General features: G+C 42.7%; 19 protein-coding genes. 9 read left to right on the top strand and 10 right to left on the bottom strand.

The features are described from left to right. Positions 1–45: 45 nt before the first annotated feature. The 5 genes from yhbY to B7703_RS03770 all read right to left on the bottom strand — a co-directional run bounded on the left by yhbY (position 46) and on the right by B7703_RS03770 (position 3745). Positions 46–357 carry a ribosome assembly RNA-binding protein YhbY gene (gene yhbY, locus B7703_RS03790; protein ID WP_084886757.1) on the bottom strand — a complete coding sequence of 104 codons (312 nt, stop codon included), beginning with the start codon at positions 355–357 and terminating at the stop codon, positions 46–48. 211 nt (positions 358–568) lie between these two features. Next, positions 569–1675 (bottom strand): ribosome biogenesis GTPase YqeH, encoded by a 1107-nt coding sequence (gene yqeH, locus B7703_RS03785; RefSeq protein WP_084923694.1) that lies wholly within the window; start codon positions 1673–1675, stop codon positions 569–571. 2 nt (positions 1676–1677) lie between these two features. Further along, a complete protein-coding gene (locus B7703_RS03780) occupies positions 1678–2205 on the bottom strand; it encodes a YqeG family HAD IIIA-type phosphatase (RefSeq protein ID WP_000963748.1) in 528 nt (175 codons plus the stop codon). A 16-nt stretch (positions 2206–2221) separates the two neighbouring features. Continuing rightward, on the bottom strand, positions 2222–3127 hold the full coding sequence (locus B7703_RS03775; RefSeq protein ID WP_000242267.1) for a magnesium transporter CorA family protein: 906 nt from the start codon (positions 3125–3127) through the stop codon (positions 2222–2224). Between the two features lie 57 nt (positions 3128–3184). Continuing rightward, positions 3185–3745, bottom strand: a complete 561-nt coding sequence (locus B7703_RS03770) for a mechanosensitive ion channel family protein (protein ID WP_001154851.1) — start codon at positions 3743–3745, stop codon at positions 3185–3187. A gap of 152 nt (positions 3746–3897) precedes the next feature. On the opposite strand from B7703_RS03770, the gene sstT reads away from it, so the two are divergent. Both sstT and B7703_RS03760 read left to right on the top strand, forming a co-directional pair. Then, positions 3898–5103, top strand: a complete 1206-nt coding sequence (gene sstT / locus B7703_RS03765; RefSeq protein ID WP_084923692.1) for a serine/threonine transporter SstT — start codon at positions 3898–3900, stop codon at positions 5101–5103. A gap of 66 nt (positions 5104–5169) precedes the next feature. Next, complete coding sequence (locus B7703_RS03760) at positions 5170–6123, top strand: aromatic acid exporter family protein (protein ID WP_084923691.1); 954 nt, start codon at positions 5170–5172, stop codon at positions 6121–6123. A 290-nt stretch (positions 6124–6413) separates the two neighbouring features. On the opposite strand, the gene B7703_RS03755 is transcribed toward B7703_RS03760, so the two are convergent. Further along, positions 6414–7958 (bottom strand): peptide chain release factor 3, encoded by a 1545-nt coding sequence (locus B7703_RS03755; protein WP_001025437.1) that lies wholly within the window; start codon positions 7956–7958, stop codon positions 6414–6416. A 252-nt stretch (positions 7959–8210) separates the two neighbouring features. After that, positions 8211–8330 (bottom strand): putative holin-like toxin, encoded by a 120-nt coding sequence (locus B7703_RS10050; protein ID WP_230529158.1) that lies wholly within the window; start codon positions 8328–8330, stop codon positions 8211–8213. 293 nt (positions 8331–8623) lie between these two features. Here B7703_RS10050 and gatC point away from each other — a divergent pair, with 293 nt between their 5' ends. The 7 genes from gatC to nusB all read left to right on the top strand — a co-directional run bounded on the left by gatC (position 8624) and on the right by nusB (position 14769). After that, positions 8624–8926: an Asp-tRNA(Asn)/Glu-tRNA(Gln) amidotransferase subunit GatC gene (gene gatC, locus B7703_RS03745; RefSeq protein ID WP_000705419.1), complete on the top strand. Its 303-nt coding sequence runs from the start codon at positions 8624–8626 to the stop codon at positions 8924–8926. Next, on the top strand, positions 8926–10392 hold the full coding sequence (gatA, locus tag B7703_RS03740) for an Asp-tRNA(Asn)/Glu-tRNA(Gln) amidotransferase subunit GatA (protein ID WP_084923689.1): 1467 nt from the start codon (positions 8926–8928) through the stop codon (positions 10390–10392). The genes gatC and gatA overlap by 1 nt, the downstream gene beginning before the upstream one ends. Then, positions 10392–11834: an Asp-tRNA(Asn)/Glu-tRNA(Gln) amidotransferase subunit GatB gene (gene gatB, locus B7703_RS03735; RefSeq protein WP_001008638.1), complete on the top strand. Its 1443-nt coding sequence runs from the start codon at positions 10392–10394 to the stop codon at positions 11832–11834. Before gatA ends, gatB begins: the two co-directional genes overlap by 1 nt. A 125-nt stretch (positions 11835–11959) precedes the next feature. Continuing rightward, entirely contained in the window at positions 11960–13003 is a 1044-nt protein-coding gene (locus B7703_RS03730; protein WP_000224425.1) for a 2,3-butanediol dehydrogenase, read from the top strand. Positions 13004–13379: 376 nt separating this feature from the next. Continuing rightward, the gene (gene efp, locus B7703_RS03720) at positions 13380–13940 is read left to right on the top strand and encodes an elongation factor P (protein WP_000568643.1); all 561 of its coding nucleotides are present in this window, start codon (positions 13380–13382) and stop codon (positions 13938–13940) included. Positions 13941–13961: 21 nt separating this feature from the next. Beyond that, positions 13962–14351 (top strand): Asp23/Gls24 family envelope stress response protein, encoded by a 390-nt coding sequence (locus B7703_RS03715; protein ID WP_000510579.1) that lies wholly within the window; start codon positions 13962–13964, stop codon positions 14349–14351. Continuing rightward, positions 14344–14769, top strand: coding sequence for a transcription antitermination factor NusB (gene nusB / locus B7703_RS03710; protein WP_000203640.1), 426 nt, complete (start codon positions 14344–14346; stop codon positions 14767–14769). Before B7703_RS03715 ends, nusB begins: the two co-directional genes overlap by 8 nt. 113 nt (positions 14770–14882) lie before the next feature. Here nusB and B7703_RS03705 read toward each other — a convergent pair whose 3' ends face one another. From B7703_RS03705 to accC, 3 genes are read right to left on the bottom strand one after another with little or no spacing between them, the layout of a single operon-like run. Then, entirely contained in the window at positions 14883–15650 is a 768-nt protein-coding gene (locus B7703_RS03705; protein ID WP_049516247.1) for an acetyl-CoA carboxylase carboxyl transferase subunit alpha, read from the bottom strand. Beyond that, positions 15647–16513, bottom strand: coding sequence for an acetyl-CoA carboxylase, carboxyltransferase subunit beta (accD, locus tag B7703_RS03700; protein ID WP_084923686.1), 867 nt, complete (start codon positions 16511–16513; stop codon positions 15647–15649). The genes B7703_RS03705 and accD overlap by 4 nt, the downstream gene beginning before the upstream one ends. A gap of 36 nt (positions 16514–16549) precedes the next feature. Further along, positions 16550–17917 (bottom strand): acetyl-CoA carboxylase biotin carboxylase subunit, encoded by a 1368-nt coding sequence (accC, locus tag B7703_RS03695; protein WP_084923684.1) that lies wholly within the window; start codon positions 17915–17917, stop codon positions 16550–16552. Positions 17918–17922 lie beyond the last annotated feature (5 nt).

Genomic DNA, 17922 nt, shown 5'->3' with positions numbered 1-17922 from the left:
GTCTCCTTTATTTCTCTGTAAAAACAGTTGTTTGGAGTATGGGGGTCAAATTTCTTTGACTTTCTTAGAAATCTTGCAATTTTCTTTCTTGCTGGATTGTTTAAACAAGATTAAGATGCGTCCAATCTTTTGGACAGTATCCACACCGATTTCTTCTTCCAAGATTTCAGCTACTTCGTGGATATTTTCATCTGTGTTTTGCAAGAGCGTTACTTTAATCAATTCGCGGGCGTCAAGAGCCTGACGGACACTGGTTTTGATTTGGTCGTTAAGTCCATTTTTCCCGATTTGGATGATGGGTTTGAGGGTGTGTGCCTGACTGTTGAGGAAGGCACGTTGTTTTGATGTTAATGACATAATTTCTTCCTTATTTTTTGATAGTTATTTTAGGTAGTGAGGGACGGTCGGAACTAATTTTCCAAAGATCTCATCTTTGAAAAATGGATTTCCTGGCCTCACAATTGAGCCTTGGTCTCAATTGTGCCCCTTGCCAATCTAATGATTGGCAAGACACCACGGCAATAACTATCTCTTTATGAGCTCACTTTGTTCGCTCAGTGATTTCATTTTAAATAATTGCTTTTCGTGTGACGACTGCGACGCCTTCTGGTGCCCAGACGGCGACTTTGGCTGTGCCTGTTACACGGATCCAGCCGAGTCCAGAGATGACTAGATCTGTCTTTTCCTTAATGTTAAATACATGCTGGACTAGTTTTGGAAAAACTTCTTTTTCTTTACTATTTGGTGGTGTCAGAAGAGTTCCGACGTGCTTATCGTAAAAGGCACTAGCGCCTTCAAGTTTGGTACGATGGAGTTTGAGTTCATTGTCAAAGAAGGCTGTGAAACCTTGCTTCTCACCTGCAATGAAGTCAAAGCGTCCCAGACCGCCTAGAAACAGGGTTTGTTCAGGATTGAGCTGATAGGTTTTAGGCTTGATTTCCTTTTTGGGGCTGACATACTTGAGGTTTTTAGCCGTCAAGTAGTGAGCCATCTGGTGACGGTGGATAATCCCCGGTGTATCATAGATATAAGAACCGTCATCAAGTGGAATCTCGATTTTGTCCAAGGTTGTCCCTGGGAAGCGCGAAGTCGTGATGACATTCTGATCACCCGTGATTTCTTGGATAATAGCATTGATTAGAGTTGATTTTCCAACGTTGGTTACACCAACCACATAGACATCACGGCCCTTACGGTAGTGTTCAATCTTGTCAATGACTTCCTTAATAGCATGTTTGTTTTGGGCCGAAGTTAGGACGACATCAACTGGACGAAGTCCTTCTTCGTGTGCACGTTCCATGAGCCACTGGCTAATCTTGCCTGGTTTAACAGACTTGGGCAAGATATCTTTTTTATTTCCCACCAAGAGGACATCATTACCCGAGACAAAACGTGGCAAACCTGGGATAACAGAGCCATTAAAATCAAAGATATCAATGACATTGACCACTAAGGCATCACTGTCTCCCACCTCGTGCAAGAGCTTGAGGAAATCATCGTCCGTCAACTGGACATCTGTGATTTCATTGTAATGACGGAGACGGAAACAGCGTTGGCAATAGACTTCCCCAGTCTCCAAACCTTTTTCGAGTGCCGACTGGGGGGTAAATCCAAGACCAGCCTTGTCTGTCGTCTGAATGGTTGCTCCACAACCAATACAGAGAATTTCTTCCATAGTTAAATTCCTTTTTTATATGTAATCGGTCCGTACTTTTCAGTGATTTTTCGCATCACACGACGCTCACGCGCTCGGTTAATCTGCGTTTTGATCGAGTCATGTTGGACCAAGGGTTTGACTAAAATCGAGCGAATGCCAGCTCGGTGGGCTGCTCGTATATCCGTCATGAGCTGGTCGCCAACCATGACCACTTCACTTTTCTCATAGTGGAATTCCTTCATGGCACGATCAATCCCAAATGTGAAGGGTTTCAGAGCCCAATAAACGTAATCAATTCCAAACTTCTCAACTGCGCGTTGAACTCGTTTTTTGGTGTTGTTTGAGACTACGATGATGCGAATGCCCGCGTCCCGAAGATCATGTAACCATTGCTTCATCTCTGGCGTCCCATCAGGGTTGTTCCAAGCTATGAGGGTATTGTCCAAATCGACCAAAACAGCCTTGATTCCCTGCGCCTGCAGACTTGGGACTGTCAGATCATAGACTGCTTCCACAGCAAAATCTGGCATGTAATTTTCAATCGCCATTTTGGCTCCTTTTCTTTTATTTTCTAGTAATTTTCTTCAGCCATTGAGATAAGGCCACCCATAAAATCAAGCTAGTCATTAAGATATAAATCCAAGCATTTGGCTCTTCTGTAAATGGTAGAGGAACATTCATTCCGAAGAAACCTGTAATAACCGCAAGTACTGCTAGTAAGACGGAGATAATAGTCAAAATTGACAAACTATCATTCAAGTTATTGTTTAGGATGTTGTTGTAAGAAGCTGAGAGTTGTTGCAAGACTTGAGAAATCAAGTCTGTCATAGACACCAACTGATGGGCTTCAATCATGGCATCATCAAACTGCTCTCGTTCGACATCATTAAATCTCCGATAAAGAGCATGGCCCTGGATATGTTCCAAGAGGAGTCGATTTTGTTTTGCTGCTGCTGTCAAGTAAACCATACCAGTCTCCAAGTCAGAGAGGGCGAAGAGATTTTTCTTTGTTGTAGTTTGACGTAGCAAGGCACTAATTTCGTCCTTACTTTTATCCATCTCTTCAATGACAGGATAATAAGCGTTACTAATAATCTCTAAACCAGCAAAGAGAAACTTGTAAATAGAAAGCGACTCATGGCTATCCAGATAAGCTGACATCTGATCAATGACATAAGCATTCTTATGGTTGCTGATGGTAATCATTCGTTGTCTTTCGACGATAAAGGTCATGGGAATCGCTTCATAATATTCTTTGTCTTTTTCTAAATCAAGAACATTATAAATAAAGGTTACCGTCTCCGTTTCACGGTTATAATCCATATGAGCTCGTTCATTTCTATCCAGAGCATACTCAATGGTTTCCTTGTCCAATCCATAGATGTCAGAAAGATCTTCCATATTTTTAATCTTATCCACATCAAGGTCTATCCAGGTACAACCATTGCCCAACTGCTTTTCTAAAACCATCTTTTCTCCTTTATTAAACTCTTTCTATTGTACCACAAATTACTTAAAATAACAGGTCTAGTCTGTGCGTGAGAAATTGCTGACGACGGTGATATTCCGATTGGGAACGAAGTGCAGAACCTGATCTTCTCCTCTGAGTTGCGTTGTTCGAATGCCGACACTGACAACCTTGCCCGATACGGTAATAGGACCATTTGTCAAAACGACCTCATCTCCCACATCCAGTTGACGTTCAAAGAGGATGAAAAAGCCATTGATGACATCAGATAGAAAGCCTTGGGCTCCCATTCCAATAGCCACCCCAGCAATCCCAGCCCCTGCCAGCAAACTAGAAACTGGCAAACCTAAAATCGACAAAATGCAGTAAAGTAAAAAGAAATAAAGGGTATAATTAAACACATTCTCTAATAAACGTGAGATGGTTTTCTGACGCCCGACATCATGACGAGACATTTTTAGAGAAGGTTTGACAATTCTCTGCACCATGGTATGGAGCAATTTCTTGGCTATATAAAAGAGTAAAAATAAGAATAAAAGAGAAAGTAACTTGGTTAAGATATTTTCAATAATCGTTGTTATATCAAGCTTATTGAGATAGGTTTGAATAAATTCTTGCATAGAAAACTCCTTTCATTTATTATACCATACTTTCACAAGTGATGAATCTCCATAAATATTCAAAAAATAATAGCCAAAATAGACAGAAAATTCTTGATTTTAGCTCATATTTATACTATAATCATAAACATTACACAACAAAGGAGATTGTTATGAAAAAATTCATTCATGCTTGGAATAAGGCAAGCCTAATCAAACGGATTTTGATTGGTATGCTCATTGGAGGAACCCTAGGGCTGACACTTCCTAACATTTCAGGAATTGGTCTACTCGGAGATCTCTTTGTTGGCGGTCTAAAAGCCATCGCACCTATTCTAGTCTTTGCCCTCGTTGCTAACGCCCTTTCCCAACATCAAAAGGGACAAGATAGCAACATGAAAACGGTTATCTTCCTTTACTTGGTAGGAACCTTTGCAGCGGCACTTGTTGCTGTCCTAGCAAGTTTCATCGTCCCTGTTGAGATTACCTTAAATAGTGCCAATACAGAAATCGCACCACCAGATGGGATTGGTCAGGTTCTCAGCAACCTATTGCTCAAACTGGTTGATAATCCAGTCAATGCCCTTGTCACAGCCAACTACATCGGTATCCTATCTTGGGCAGTTGTTTTCGGGATTGCTATGAGAGAGGCAAGTAAAAACAGTAAAGAATTGCTTAAAACCATGGCTGATGTGACGTCTAAAATTGTCGAATGGATCATCAACCTAGCTCCATTTGGTATCCTTGGTCTTGTCTTCAAAACCATCTCTGATAAGGGAATCGGAAGCCTAGCCAACTATGGAATCTTGCTTGCCCTCTTGGTGACAACCATGCTCTTTGTAGCTCTTGTAGTGAATCCACTAATTGCCTTCCTCTTTATGAAGAGAAATCCTTATCCCCTCGTTTGGAAATGTTTGCGTGTCAGCGGTGTGACAGCCTTCTTCACTCGTAGTTCTGCGGCGAACATCCCTGTCAACATGAAACTTTGTCACGACCTTGGATTAGATCCAGATACCTATTCGGTTTCTATCCCACTTGGTTCTACTATCAACATGGCCGGGGCGGCGATTACCATTAACGTTTTGACCCTTGCAGCAGTAAATACTCTTGGAATCCCTGTTGACTTTGCCACAGCCTTTGTCCTCAGTGTAGTTGCCGCAATCTCAGCCTGTGGTGCTTCTGGTATTGCGGGAGGTTCTCTCCTTCTTATCCCAGTTGCTTGTAGCCTTTTCGGTATTTCTAACGATATTGCCATGCAAGTTGTTGGGGTTGGCTTTGTGATTGGGGTCATCCAAGACTCATGTGAAACAGCCCTCAACTCTTCTACAGACGTGCTCTTTACCGCTGTTGCCGAATACGCAGCAGCCCGTAAAAAATAACTCATAAAGGCAAGCCTGCTCAGGTCTTGTCTTTTCCGCTTTTATCTAACTTACTAGGAAATCCTTATGTCTATTAGCCAACGTACGACCAAGCTCATCTTAGCTACCTGTCTTGCCTGCCTTCTTGCTTATTTTTTTAATCTCTCCTCAGCAGTTTCAGCTGGAATCATCGCCCTCTTGAGCCTATCCGACACCCGTAGAAGTACCTTAAAACTGGCCCGCAATCGGCTCTTTTCCATGCTTCTGGCTCTGGTTATCGGGGGTTTGGCTTTTCACTTGAGCGGATTTCATATCTGGAGCCTTGGCCTCTATCTGGCTCTTTATGTTCCCCTAGCCTACAAGATGGGCTGGGAAATTGGCATCACACCAAGCACTGTTTTGGTTAGCCACCTCTTGATTCAAGAGTCAACCTCTCCAGACCTCCTAGTCAACGAATTCCTTCTCTTTGCAATCGGTACTGGATTTGCTTTGCTGGTCAATCTCTACATGCCTTCACGAGAAGAGGAAATCCAGCACTACCACACATTGGTAGAAGAAAAGTTAAAAGATATCCTCCAGCGCTTTAAATATTATTTATCTAGAGGGGACGGCCGCAACCGAGCACAGCTGGTGGAAGAATTAGACACTCTTTTGGAAGAAGCCCTCAAACTGGTCTACCTAGATCACTCTGACCACCTCTTTCACCAGACCGACTACCATATCCACTACTTTGAGATGAGACAGCGACAAAGTCGTATCCTGCGAAACATGGCCCAGCAAATCAACACCTGTCACCTAGCTGCCAGTGAGAGCCTGATTTTAGCCCAACTCTTTTCAAAAATTGCAGGTCAATTGAGCCAGACCAATCCTGCTTCTGATTTACTAGATGAAATTGAACGTTATCTGGAAGTCTTCCGTAATCGCAGTCTGCCCAAGACAAGAGAAGAATTTGAAGCTCGCGCCACCCTTCTTCAACTCCTACGTGAAGCAAAAACCTTCATCCAAGTAAAAGTTGACTTTTACCAAAAATATGGACAGTAAAAAAGAAAACTTCAGACCAGTCACCAAAAGTGAATATCTGAAGTTTTCTTTTATTTGTAAGTTATCACCATGAAGGTTAATAGTAAAACGAATAAGCTATATAATTTAGAATCTTGTCCACGGGAAGTTGAAATAAGATACAGTATATCTTACTGTCATATTACACACGACACTGAGTTTTGCAAATCGAGTCTATTTGCAAACGGAGTTAGTGAGGCAGTTAGCTAGTTCGCCAAATAGCGACTAGCGTCCAACAATTAGGAACTTTAGCTCCAATTGTTGGTACTGAATCACATTTTTTCTTCCAACTCTACATCTGGATACTTGTCTGCAAACCAGCGGAGAGCAAAATCATTTTCAAAGAGGAAGACTGGTTGGTCAAAACGATCTTTAGCCAAGATATTACGGCTTGATGACATCCGTTCATCCAAATCCTCTGGTTTAATCCAACGAACGGTCTTTTTACCCATTGGACTCATGACCACTTCTGCGTTGTACTCGCCTTCCATACGGTGTTTAAAGACTTCAAACTGGAGTTGTCCAACAGCACCTAGCATGTACTCGCCAGTTTGATAGTTCTTATAAAGCTGAATAGCTCCTTCTTGCACCAATTGCTCAATCCCCTTGTGGAAGGATTTTTGCTTCATGACATTCTTAGCAGAAACTTTCATGAAAATTTCAGGAGTAAAGGTTGGCAGTGGTTCAAATTCAAATTTATTTTTCCCGACTGTCAAGGTATCCCCAACCTGATAAGTACCGGTATCATAAACCCCGATGATGTCTCCTGCAACAGCATTGGTCACATTCTCACGACTTTCCGCCATAAACTGAGTCACATTCGAAAGTTTAGCACCCTTACCAGTACGAGGCAGATTGACGCTCATACCGCGCTCAAATTCACCCGATACGATACGGACAAAGGCAATACGGTCGCGGTGACGAGGGTCCATGTTGGCTTGGATTTTAAAGACAAATCCTGAGAAGTCCTTGTCGTAAGGATCCACAATTTCTCCATCTGTTTTCTTGTGCCCATGTGGTTCTGGAGCAAACTTAAGGAAGGTCTCAAGGAAGGTCTGCACACCAAAGTTTGTCAAAGCTGAACCGAAGAAGACTGGTGTCAATTCTCCAGCCAGAATAGCTTCCTCTGAAAACTCATTCCCAGCTTCATTTAAAAGTTCAATATCATCCTTGACTTGCTCGTAGAAAGGGTTGCTGCCAAAAAGCTTGTCCCCATCTTCTAAACTAGCAAAACGCTCATCCCCTTTATAGAGCTCCAAGCGTTGGTTATAGAGGTCATAGAGCCCCTCGAAGGCTTTCCCCATCCCGATTGGCCAGTTCATCGGGTAACTCGCAATGCCTAGTACTTCTTCTAATTCTTGCAAGAGGTCCAGTGGCTCACGTCCATCACGGTCTAGCTTGTTCATAAAGGTGAAGACCGGAATGCCACGGTGTTTCACAACCTCAAACAATTTCTTAGTCTGAGCCTCGATACCCTTGGCAGAGTCCACGACCATAACAGCAGCATCCACCGCCATCAAGGTACGATAGGTATCTTCTGAAAAGTCCTCGTGCCCTGGGGTGTCTAGGATGTTGACGCGCTTACCATCGTAGTCAAACTGCATAACAGATGAAGTCACCGAAATCCCGCGTTGCTTCTCGATATCCATCCAGTCAGACTTGGCAAAAGTCCCTGTTTTCTTTCCTTTTACGGTACCAGCCTCACGAATCTCGCCCCCAAAGTAGAGCAACTGCTCAGTGATAGTTGTTTTCCCCGCGTCCGGGTGGGAGATGATGGCAAAGGTACGACGTTTCTTAATTTCTTCTTGAATATTCATAAGTTCTCTTTCTTTGATTCTCTATTTTTCTTGTTTCAATAGCTAAGAATGATTTCTACATTGGATTTTACCATTCCTTTCAACACTCCATTATATCGGATTTTAGCATTTTTTTCAATTTCTATTTTATATCAGACACTGCTAAAGTAGAACAATTCCCCTTGCAATTTTTCAAATAAATGTTACAATAAATATAGAAAAAGGTGTTGCGACAACAACACCCCACAGAGCCGTTTAAGACGGTGGCTGTAATTACATAACTAAAAAATAGCTCGTTAACTCGCCAAAGTTAGGACGGCTATTTTTTGTCTCTTTTACCAATTCAAGGATGAACCTTAGGAGCGTGATAACAAAGTTACCAGCTACAAACATGAGTGTCAAAGCCTCAAAAGGGGACAAATCTGGTTACTCCTTTCTACTAAGATTTTACAGGTTCTGCACATAAGCATCACCATCCTTTCGATTTTGTAACCACCGTCTTCACTTCTCTGTTAAACTATTGTACCATATATTTTCCCCTTTGAAATCCGCTTTTCAAATAAATCATCATCAGAATCCGTTCTCCATCCTATACCTGTCTTTTTTCATCTTTCCTTCCCTTATTTATAGGAAAATATGGTAAAATAGAACAGACTAAAAATCATCATTTCACGAAAGGATGCAAGATGAAAATTACGCAAGAAGAGGTAACACACGTTGCCAATCTTTCAAAATTAAGATTCTCTGAAGAAGAAACTGCTGCCTTTGCGACTACCTTGTCTAAGATTGTTGACATGGTTGAATTGCTGGGCGAAGTTGACACAACTGGTGTCGCACCTACTACAACCATGGCTGACCGCAAGACTGTACTCCGCCCTGATGTGGCCGAAGAAGGAACAGACCGTGATCGCTTGTTTAAAAACGTACCTGAAAAAGACAACTACTATATCAAGGTACCAGCTATCCTAGACGATGGAGGAGATGCCTAATGACTTTCAACAATAAAACCATTGAAGACTTGCACAATCTCCTTGTCTCTAAGGAAATTTCAGCAACTGAATTAACACAAGCAACACTTGAAGATATCAAGTCTCGCGAGACCGCTATCAACGCTTTTGTTACCATCGCTGAAGAGCAAGCTCTTGCTCAAGCTAAAGCTATTGATGAAGCTGGAATCGATGATGATAATGTCCTTTCAGGAATTCCACTTGCAGTTAAGGATAATATCTCTACAGACGGTATTCTTACAACTGCAGCCTCAAAAATGCTCTACAACTACGAGCCAATCTTTGATGCGACAGCCGTTGCCAATGCAAAAGCGAAAGGCATGATTGTCGTAGGGAAAACCAACATGGACGAGTTTGCCATGGGTGGATCAGGTGAGACTTCTTACTACGGTGCCACTAAAAATGCTTGGGACCACAGCAAGGTCCCTGGTGGATCATCAAGTGGTTCTGCTGCAGCTGTAGCCTCAGGACAAGTTCGCTTGTCACTTGGTTCTGATACTGGTGGATCTATCCGCCAACCTGCTGCCTTCAATGGGATCGTCGGTCTCAAACCAACCTACGGAACAGTTTCACGTTTCGGTCTCATTGCCTTTGGTAGTTCATTAGACCAGATTGGACCTTTCGCTCCGACTGTTAAGGAAAATGCCTTCTTGCTCAATGCTATTGCAAGCGAAGATGCCAAAGACTCTACTTCTGCTCCTGTCCGCATTGCCGATTTTACTTCAAAAATCGGCCAAGACATCAAGGGCATGAAAATTGCTTTGCCTAAGGAATACCTTGGTGAAGGAATTGACCCAGAGGTTAAGGGAACCATTCTGAACGCAGCCAAACACTTTGAAAAACTTGGTGCTATTGTTGAAGAAGTGAGTCTACCTCACTCAAAATACGGTGTTGCCGTCTACTACATCATTGCTTCATCTGAAGCTTCATCAAACTTGCAACGTTTTGACGGTATCCGTTACGGCTACCGCGCAGAAGATGCAACCAACCTTGATGAAATCTATGTAAACAGCCGTAGCCAAGGTTTCGGTGAAGAGGTTAAACGCCGTATCATGCTTGGCACATTCAGTCTTTCATCAGGTTACTATGACGCCTACTATAAGAAGGCTGGTCAGGTCCGTACCCTCATCATCCAAGATTTCGAAAAAGTCTTCGCGGATTACGACTTGATTTTGGGCCCAACTGCTCCTAGTGTTGCCTATGACTTGGATTCACTCAACCACGACCCAGTTGCTATGTACTTGGCTGACCTCTTGACCATACCTGTAAACTTGGCAGGACTGCCTGGAATTTCTATTCCTGCTGGATTCTCTCAAGGTCTGCCTGTCGGTCTCCAATTGATCGGTCCTAAGTACTCTGAGGAAACCATTTACCAAGCTGCTGCTGCTTTTGAGGCGACAACAGACTACCACAAACAACAACCCGTGATTTTTGGAGGTGATAACTAATGAACTTTGAAACAGTCATTGGACTTGAAGTCCACGTAGAGCTCAACACCAATTCAAAAATCTTCTCACCTACTTCTGCCCACTTTGGAAATGACCAAAATGCCAACACTAACGTGATTGATTGGTCTTTCCCAGGAGTTCTGCCAGTTCTTAATAAAGGTGTTGTCGATGCCGGTATCAAGGCTGCTCTTGCCCTCAACATGGACATCCACAAAAAGATGCACTTTGACCGCAAGAACTACTTCTACCCTGATAATCCAAAAGCCTACCAAATTTCTCAGTTTGATGAGCCAATCGGTTATAACGGCTGGATTGAAGTGGAGCTAGAAGACGGTACAACTAAGAAAATCGGTATCGAACGTGCCCACCTAGAAGAAGATGCTGGTAAAAACACCCACGGTACAGATGGCTACTCTTATGTTGACCTCAACCGCCAAGGGGTGCCATTGATTGAGATTGTATCTGAAGCTGACATGCGTTCTCCTGAAGAAGCCTATGCTTATCTAACAGCCCTCAAGGAGGTTATCCAGTACGCTGGTATTTCTGACGTTAAGATGGAAGAGGGTTCTATGCGTGTGGATGCCAATATCTCCCTTCGCCCTTATGGTCAAGAGAAATTCGGTACCAAGACAGAGTTGAAGAACCTCAACTCCTTCTCAAACGTTCGTAAAGGTCTTGAATACGAAGTCCAACGTCAAGCTGAAATCCTTCGCTCAGGGGGTCAAATCCGTCAAGAAACACGCCGTTACGATGAAGCTAACAAGGCAACCATCCTCATGCGTGTCAAGGAAGGAGCTGCAGACTACCGCTACTTCCCAGAGCCAGACCTACCAATCTTTGAAATCTCAGACGAGTGGATTGAGGAAATGCGAACTGAGTTGCCAGAGTTTCCAAAAGAACGCCGTGCGCGTTATGTATCTGACCTTGGCTTGTCAGACTATGATGCTAGTCAGTTGACGGCAAACAAAGTCACTTCTGACTTCTTTGAAAAAGCTGTTACCCTCGGTGGCGATGCCAAACAAGTCTCTAACTGGCTCCAAGGGGAAGTCGCTCAGTTCTTGAATGCCGAAGGCAAGACACTAGAACAAATCGAATTGACACCAGAAAACTTGGTTGAAATGATTGCCATCATCGAAGACGGCACTATCTCTTCTAAGATTGCTAAGAAAGTCTTTGTCCACCTAGCTAAAAATGGCGGAGGAGCGCGTGAATACGTTGAAAAAGCAGGTATGGTTCAAATCTCAGATCCTGAAATCCTGATTCCAATCATCCACCAAGTCTTTGTCGATAACGAAGCGGCGGTTGCCGACTTCAAGTCAGGTAAACGTAACGCAGATAAGGCCTTCACAGGATTCCTTATGAAAGCAACCAAAGGCCAAGCCAACCCACAAGTCGCCCTTAAACTCCTTGCTCAGGAATTAGCGAAGTTGAAAGAAGATTAATATGTAAAAGAAACCAGCCTTGAGGTTGGTTTTTTCTTGACAAATACAAGGAAAGCGTTTACAATGTTACATGTAAAGTTTCCTAAAAAGAAAACTAAAAATCGTAACAATAAGGAGTTATTCATATGGCTACAATGAAAGCAGCTCGCTGGCATGCAGCAAAAGATGTTCGTATTCAAGAAGTAGAAGTCCCTGAGGTACTTCCGCACCAAGTAAAAGTTGCTGTTAAATTCACGGGAATTTGTGGTACTGACCTCCACGAATTTTTAGATGGCCCTATCTTCATCCCAACAGAAGAACATGTCTATTCTGGTCAAAAAGCACCAGTAACACTGGGACATGAATTTTCTGGTGAAATTGTAGAAGTCGGAAGCGATGTTACTCGTGTTAAAGTTGGTGATCGTGTTGCTGTAGAACCAATTCTAGCTAAGAATAACTTAGTTGGTAATTATAATTTGGATCCAAACCTTAATTTTGTCGGTTTGGCTGCAGACGGTGGATTTGCCAAATATTGTGTTTTAGACGGTGACTTAGTACATGTCATTCCAGATAGCTTAAGCTATGAGCAAGCTGCTCTCACTGAGCCAGCTGCTGTTGCAGTTTATGCAGTTCGTCAATCAGCACTAAAAGCTGGTGATACTGCTGCTGTCTTTGGCTTAGGTCCGATTGGTCTCTTAATTATAGAAGCCCTTCGTGCAGCGGGTGCTTCTAAGATTTATGCTGTTGAACTATCACCTGAACGTCAAGCAAAAGCTGAAGAGTTAGGAGCTATCGTTGTCCGTCCGGAAGAAGGTGAAACAGCTGTTGAAGCTATTCATCGTTTAACAAACGGTGGTGTAGATGTTTCTTATGAAGTAACGGGTGTGCCAGTAGTTTTAGGACAAGCCTTAGCTGCCGTACATAAAGCAGGTGAGTGCATGGTGGTCTCTATCTGGGAACGAGAAGCAAATATTAATCCGAATGAATTTGCAATCCAAGAAAAGACACTAAAAGGAATCATTGCTTATCGTCATATCTTCCCTAAAGTATTAGAATTGATGGAACAAGGCTACTTCTCTGCTGAAAAATTGGTTACTAAGAAAATCAAATTGGAAAATATCGTCGAAGAAGGCTTTATCGAATTAACTCAAGATAAGTCACAAATTAAAATTTTGGTAGAACCAGAATAAAAATCAATCTTTTTAAGACAATACTAACAGGTCGGAGTAAGCTTACTTCGGCCTTTTGAAATATAATACTCTTCGAAAATCTCTTCAAACCACGTCAGCGTCGCGTTACCGTATATATGGTTACTGACTTCGTCAGTTCTATCCACAACCTCAAAACAGTGTTTTGAGCAACCTGCGGCTTGCTTCCTAGTTTGCTCTTTGATTTCCATTGAGTATGAGAAGAAATATGGTAGATACTCTTTAACATTAACCACTCCACCTGACTAGGCAATATTCTTTTTCTCCCCTACCATCTCCCAATAACTATTTTGGCTTTATTTCCAGAAGATTTTATGGTAAAATGAAGAGTAATAATATTTATTAAAGAGGTAAAAACATGATTGAAGCAAGCAAATTGAAAGCTGGTATGACATTTGAAACTGCAGACGGAAAATTAATCCGCGTTTTGGAAGCTAGCCACCACAAACCAGGTAAAGGGAACACAATCATGCGTATGAAATTACGTGATGTCCGTACTGGTTCTACTTTTGACACAAGCTACCGTCCAGAAGAAAAATTCGAACAAGCTATTATCGAAACTGTGCCAGCTCAATACTTGTACAAAATGGATGAAACTGCCTACTTCATGAACACTGAAACTTACGACCAATACGAAATCCCAGTCGTAAACGTTGAAAATGAATTGCTTTACATCCTTGAAAACTCTGATGTGAAAATCCAATTCTACGGAACTGAAGTAATCGGTGTAACTGTACCAACTACTGTTGAATTGACAGTTGCTGAAACACAACCATCTATCAAAGGTGCTACTGTTACAGGTTCTGGTAAACCAGCAACTATGGAAACTGGACTTGTTGTCAACGTTCCTGACTTCATCGAAGCTGGACAAAAATTGATCATCAACACTGCAGAAGGAACTTACGTTTCTCGTGCCTAATCTCTAGAAAGAGGTCATTCTATGGGAATTGAAGAACAATTTGGCGAAATCGTTATCGCTCCACGTGTACTTGAAAAAATCATTGCCATCACAACTGCTAAAGTTGATGGTGTCCACTCATTTTCAAATAAATCCGTATCTGATACCCTATCAAAACTCTCTCTTGGTCGTGGCGTCTACTTAAAAGAAAGCAACGAAGAACTAACTGCTGACATCTACCTCTACCTTGAGTACGGTGTGAAAGTACCAAAAGTTGCTCTTGCTATTCAAAAAGCAGTCAAAGATGCTGTCCGAGATATGGCTGATGTGGAACTTGCTGCTGTTAACATCCATGTTGCAGGAATCGTTCCAGATAAAACACCAAAACCTGAGTTGAAAGATCTATTTAACGAGGACTTCCTCAATGACTAGTCCATTATTAGAATCTAGACGCGAACTTCGTAAATGCGCTTTTCAAGCCCTCATGAGCCTTGAATTCGGCACAGATATGGAAACAGCTTGTCACTTTGCATATACACATGACCGTGAAGATGAAGATGTGCAAATCCCTGCCTTTCTTCTGAACTTGGTTTCTGGTGTTCAAGCTCAAAAAGACGAGTTGGATAAACAAATCAACCAGCACCTCAAGTCAGGCTGGACAGTTGAACGATTGACCTTGGTCGAAAAAAACTTACTACGCTTGGGTATCTTTGAAATCACATCATTTGATACACCTCAGCTGGTAGCAGTCAATGAAGCTATTGAACTTGCTAAGAATTTTTCAGATCAAAAATCAGCCCGCTTTATCAACGGACTGCTTAGTCAATTTGTAACTGAAGAAAATGAATAATCGAAAAGGTGTTTGGTTTCCCAAGCACCTTTTACCTCGTCCTTGATACAGAGTAAGAAGCACACAAAAACTAGAACTGACTGCCAGTTCTAGTTTTTATGTATTCTGAGGTATTAGTATTTTCTAAATCGTTGATAACGCTCTTCCAACAACTCTTCTAACGGTTTTTGCGAAAGTCTAGCTAGCTCATCTTGGAGTTCTTTTTTGACATTCTTAATTAATTCTTTGCTAGAAAGTCCTGCTTCAGAAATCACCTTGTCCACCACGTCCATTTCTAGCAGCTCGTGTGAAGTGATTTTCATCAGTTCAGCCGCTTCCATGGCACGAGTTCCGTCCTTCCATAAAATGGAAGCAAAGCCTTCTGGACTGAGAATAGCATAGATAGAATTTTCCAGCATCCAGACACGGTCTGCGACTGCCAGAGCCAGAGCTCCACCTGAACCACCTTCACCGATAATAATAGCAATAATCGGAACTTTCAGGTCACTCATTTCCATGAGATTGCGAGCGATAGCTTCTCCTTGACCGCGTTCTTCCGCGCCGACACCAGGATAGGCACCTGCAGTATTAATAAAGGTCACAACTGGACGACCAAACTTTTCAGCCTGTTTCATCAACCGTAGAGCCTTGCGATAGCCTTCTGGATGCGGTTGGCCAAAATTCCGCTTGAGGTTATCTTGTAAACTCTTGCCTTTTTGGATACCAACCACTGTTACAGCTTGGTCTCCAAGCCAGCCGATACCACCAACAACTGCACCATCATCACGAAAAGAACGGTCACCGTGTAATTGGATAAAGTCATCAAAAATGCCTGTCGCAAAGTCCAAGGTTGTCAAGCGACTCTGCTCACGCGCTTCTCTGACTATTTTTGCAATATTCATCTAGGACCCCCTCCGTGCAATCTGACTAGGCTAGCAATCGTATCTGGCAAATCTCTTCTTTTGACAATAGCATCCACAAAACCATGTTCCAATAGGAATTCTGCCTTTTGGAAATCCTCAGGCAAGCTTTCACGAACCGTATTTTCAATGACACGACGCCCAGCAAAACCAACTAAACTCTGTGGTTCAGCCAGAATGATATCGCCTTCCATAGCGAAAGAAGCTGTCACACCACCTGTCGTTGGATCTGTCAAAATGGTCAGGTAAAAGAGACCAGCATTTGAATGGCGTTTAACTGCTGCAGAAATCTTGGCCATCTGCATGAGACTCATGATTCCTTCCTGCATACGGGCTCCACCAGAGGCTGTGAAGAGAACAACTGGTAATTGTTCGACAGTCGCATACTCAAACAAGCGAGTAATTTTTTCCCCTACAACCGTACCCATAGATGCCATGATAAAGTTGGAATCCATAATCCCAAGAGCCACAGTCTGACCTTTTATAAGAGCTGTTCCTGTCACAACAGCTTCATCCAGACCTGTTTTTTCACGCATGGTTACTAGTTTCTTTTGATAACCAGGGAAATGCAAGGGATCCTTGCTTTCAATCCCTGTAAACAATTCCTTGAAGGTTCCCATATCAATCGTCAAAGCCAAGCGTTCTTGGGCAGAAATACGAAAGGTATAGCTACAGTGTGGACAGATACGCTCACTTCCCAGATCCTTCTGATAGATGGTATGCTTACAGCCTGGACACTGGGAAAATAATTCATCTGGAACCTCTGGCTTGGCTTGAGGTTTTTCCCTAACCGAACGATTGGGATTGATTCGAATATACTTATCTTTTTTACTAAATAGAGCCATTGATTCCCCTTTTCGGTTTAAACTCTTGAAGTCATTTTATTCTTTTTCTTGATATTTGGGTAAGAAGGTTTCCATCAAGAAGGAAGTATCATAATCTCCAGCAATGACATTGCGATCTGAAATGAGGTCAAGCTGGAAATCTGCATTGGTCTGCACCCCTTCTATCTCTAATTCATAGAGGGCACGTTGCATTTTCATCAAGGCGTCAAAACGATTTTCGCCGTGTACGATGATTTTGGCAATCATACTATCATAATAAGGCGGAATGGTATAACCTGGATAAACTGCTGAATCCACGCGCAAGCCAACTCCACCACTTGGCAGATAGAGATTGGTAATCTTACCTGGACTTGGAGCAAAGTTAAAGGCTGGATTTTCTGCATTGATACGACACTCGATGGCATGACCGCGTAGAACAATATCTTCTTGCTTAACAGACAGAGGCTGACCTGCCGCAATGCGAATCTGTTCCTTAACGATATCCACACCTGAAACAAACTCTGTTACTGGATGCTCTACCTGAACACGTGTATTCATTTCCATGAAATAGAAGTTTCCACTGGCTTCATCAAGAAGAAACTCAATGGTCCCTGCATTCTCATAACCAACAGACTCTGCAGCTCGAACAGCAGCAGAACCAATTTCATTGCGTAGCGTTTTGCCAATTGCAATCGAAGGACTTTCTTCTAAAACCTTTTGGTTATTCCGTTGAAGAGAACAATCCCGTTCCCCCAAGTGAATCACATGTCCATGCTCATCTCCTAGGATTTGAACCTCAATGTGACGAGCGGGATAGATAACTCGTTCTATGTACATGGCACCATTGCCATAATTGGCCTTGGCTTCACTAGAGGCAGTTTCAAAGGCGGAAACGAGGTCTTCTGGTTTTTCAACCTTACGAATCCCTTTACCACCTCCACCTGCTGAAGCCTTGAGCATAACAGGATAGCCAATTTTTTCAGCAACAATCAAAGCTTCCTCAGAGTTATGCACTTCTCCATCTGAACCTGGAATGACAGGCACGCCTGCTTTAATCATCTGAGCACGCGCATTGATTTTGTCTCCCATCATATCCATGACATGACCAGATGGGCCGATAAACTTAATCCCCACCTCTTCACACATAGTTGCAAATTTGGAATTTTCACTGAGAAATCCAAAACCTGGGTGAATGGCTTCTGCCTCAGTCAAGACTGCAGCTGATAGAACCGCATTGATATTGAGATAAGACTCAGTTGACTTACCAGGACCGATACAAACCGCTTCATCTGCCAAAAGCGTATGAAGGGCTTCCTTATCAGCAGTTGAATAAACCGCCACCGTTGCGATCCCCAGTTCACGCGCCGCACGGATAATACGGACCGCAATTTCACCACGATTGGCAATTAAAATTTTTCGAAACATGGAGA

Source organism: Streptococcus mitis (genome assembly GCF_002096735.1).
In the GTDB taxonomy this organism is placed as follows: Bacteria; Bacillota; Bacilli; order Lactobacillales; family Streptococcaceae; genus Streptococcus; species Streptococcus mitis_CZ.
Note: the sequence above shows the minus strand (reverse complement) of the source record. Positions and strands in the feature narration are given on the sequence as shown.

Excerpts from the sequence above, each read along its gene's own strand:
- yhbY (WP_084886757.1), bottom strand. The coding sequence starts at position 357 with ATGTCATTAACATCAAAACAACGTGCCTTCCTCAACAGTCAGGCACAC.
- yqeH (WP_084923694.1), bottom strand. The coding sequence starts at position 1,675 with ATGGAAGAAATTCTCTGTATTGGTTGTGGAGCAACCATTCAGACGACA.
- B7703_RS03780 (WP_000963748.1), bottom strand. The coding sequence starts at position 2,205 with ATGGCGATTGAAAATTACATGCCAGATTTTGCTGTGGAAGCAGTCTAT.
- B7703_RS03775 (WP_000242267.1), bottom strand. The coding sequence starts at position 3,127 with ATGGTTTTAGAAAAGCAGTTGGGCAATGGTTGTACCTGGATAGACCTT.
- B7703_RS03770 (WP_001154851.1), bottom strand. The coding sequence starts at position 3,745 with ATGCAAGAATTTATTCAAACCTATCTCAATAAGCTTGATATAACAACG.
- sstT (WP_084923692.1), top strand. The coding sequence starts at position 3,898 with ATGAAAAAATTCATTCATGCTTGGAATAAGGCAAGCCTAATCAAACGG.
- B7703_RS03760 (WP_084923691.1), top strand. The coding sequence starts at position 5,170 with ATGTCTATTAGCCAACGTACGACCAAGCTCATCTTAGCTACCTGTCTT.
- B7703_RS03755 (WP_001025437.1), bottom strand. The coding sequence starts at position 7,958 with ATGAATATTCAAGAAGAAATTAAGAAACGTCGTACCTTTGCCATCATC.
- B7703_RS10050 (WP_230529158.1), bottom strand. The coding sequence starts at position 8,330 with ATGTTTGTAGCTGGTAACTTTGTTATCACGCTCCTAAGGTTCATCCTT.
- gatC (WP_000705419.1), top strand. The coding sequence starts at position 8,624 with ATGAAAATTACGCAAGAAGAGGTAACACACGTTGCCAATCTTTCAAAA.
- gatA (WP_084923689.1), top strand. The coding sequence starts at position 8,926 with ATGACTTTCAACAATAAAACCATTGAAGACTTGCACAATCTCCTTGTC.
- gatB (WP_001008638.1), top strand. The coding sequence starts at position 10,392 with ATGAACTTTGAAACAGTCATTGGACTTGAAGTCCACGTAGAGCTCAAC.
- B7703_RS03730 (WP_000224425.1), top strand. The coding sequence starts at position 11,960 with ATGGCTACAATGAAAGCAGCTCGCTGGCATGCAGCAAAAGATGTTCGT.
- efp (WP_000568643.1), top strand. The coding sequence starts at position 13,380 with ATGATTGAAGCAAGCAAATTGAAAGCTGGTATGACATTTGAAACTGCA.
- B7703_RS03715 (WP_000510579.1), top strand. The coding sequence starts at position 13,962 with ATGGGAATTGAAGAACAATTTGGCGAAATCGTTATCGCTCCACGTGTA.
- nusB (WP_000203640.1), top strand. The coding sequence starts at position 14,344 with ATGACTAGTCCATTATTAGAATCTAGACGCGAACTTCGTAAATGCGCT.
- B7703_RS03705 (WP_049516247.1), bottom strand. The coding sequence starts at position 15,650 with ATGAATATTGCAAAAATAGTCAGAGAAGCGCGTGAGCAGAGTCGCTTG.
- accD (WP_084923686.1), bottom strand. The coding sequence starts at position 16,513 with ATGGCTCTATTTAGTAAAAAAGATAAGTATATTCGAATCAATCCCAAT.
- accC (WP_084923684.1), bottom strand. The coding sequence starts at position 17,917 with ATGTTTCGAAAAATTTTAATTGCCAATCGTGGTGAAATTGCGGTCCGT.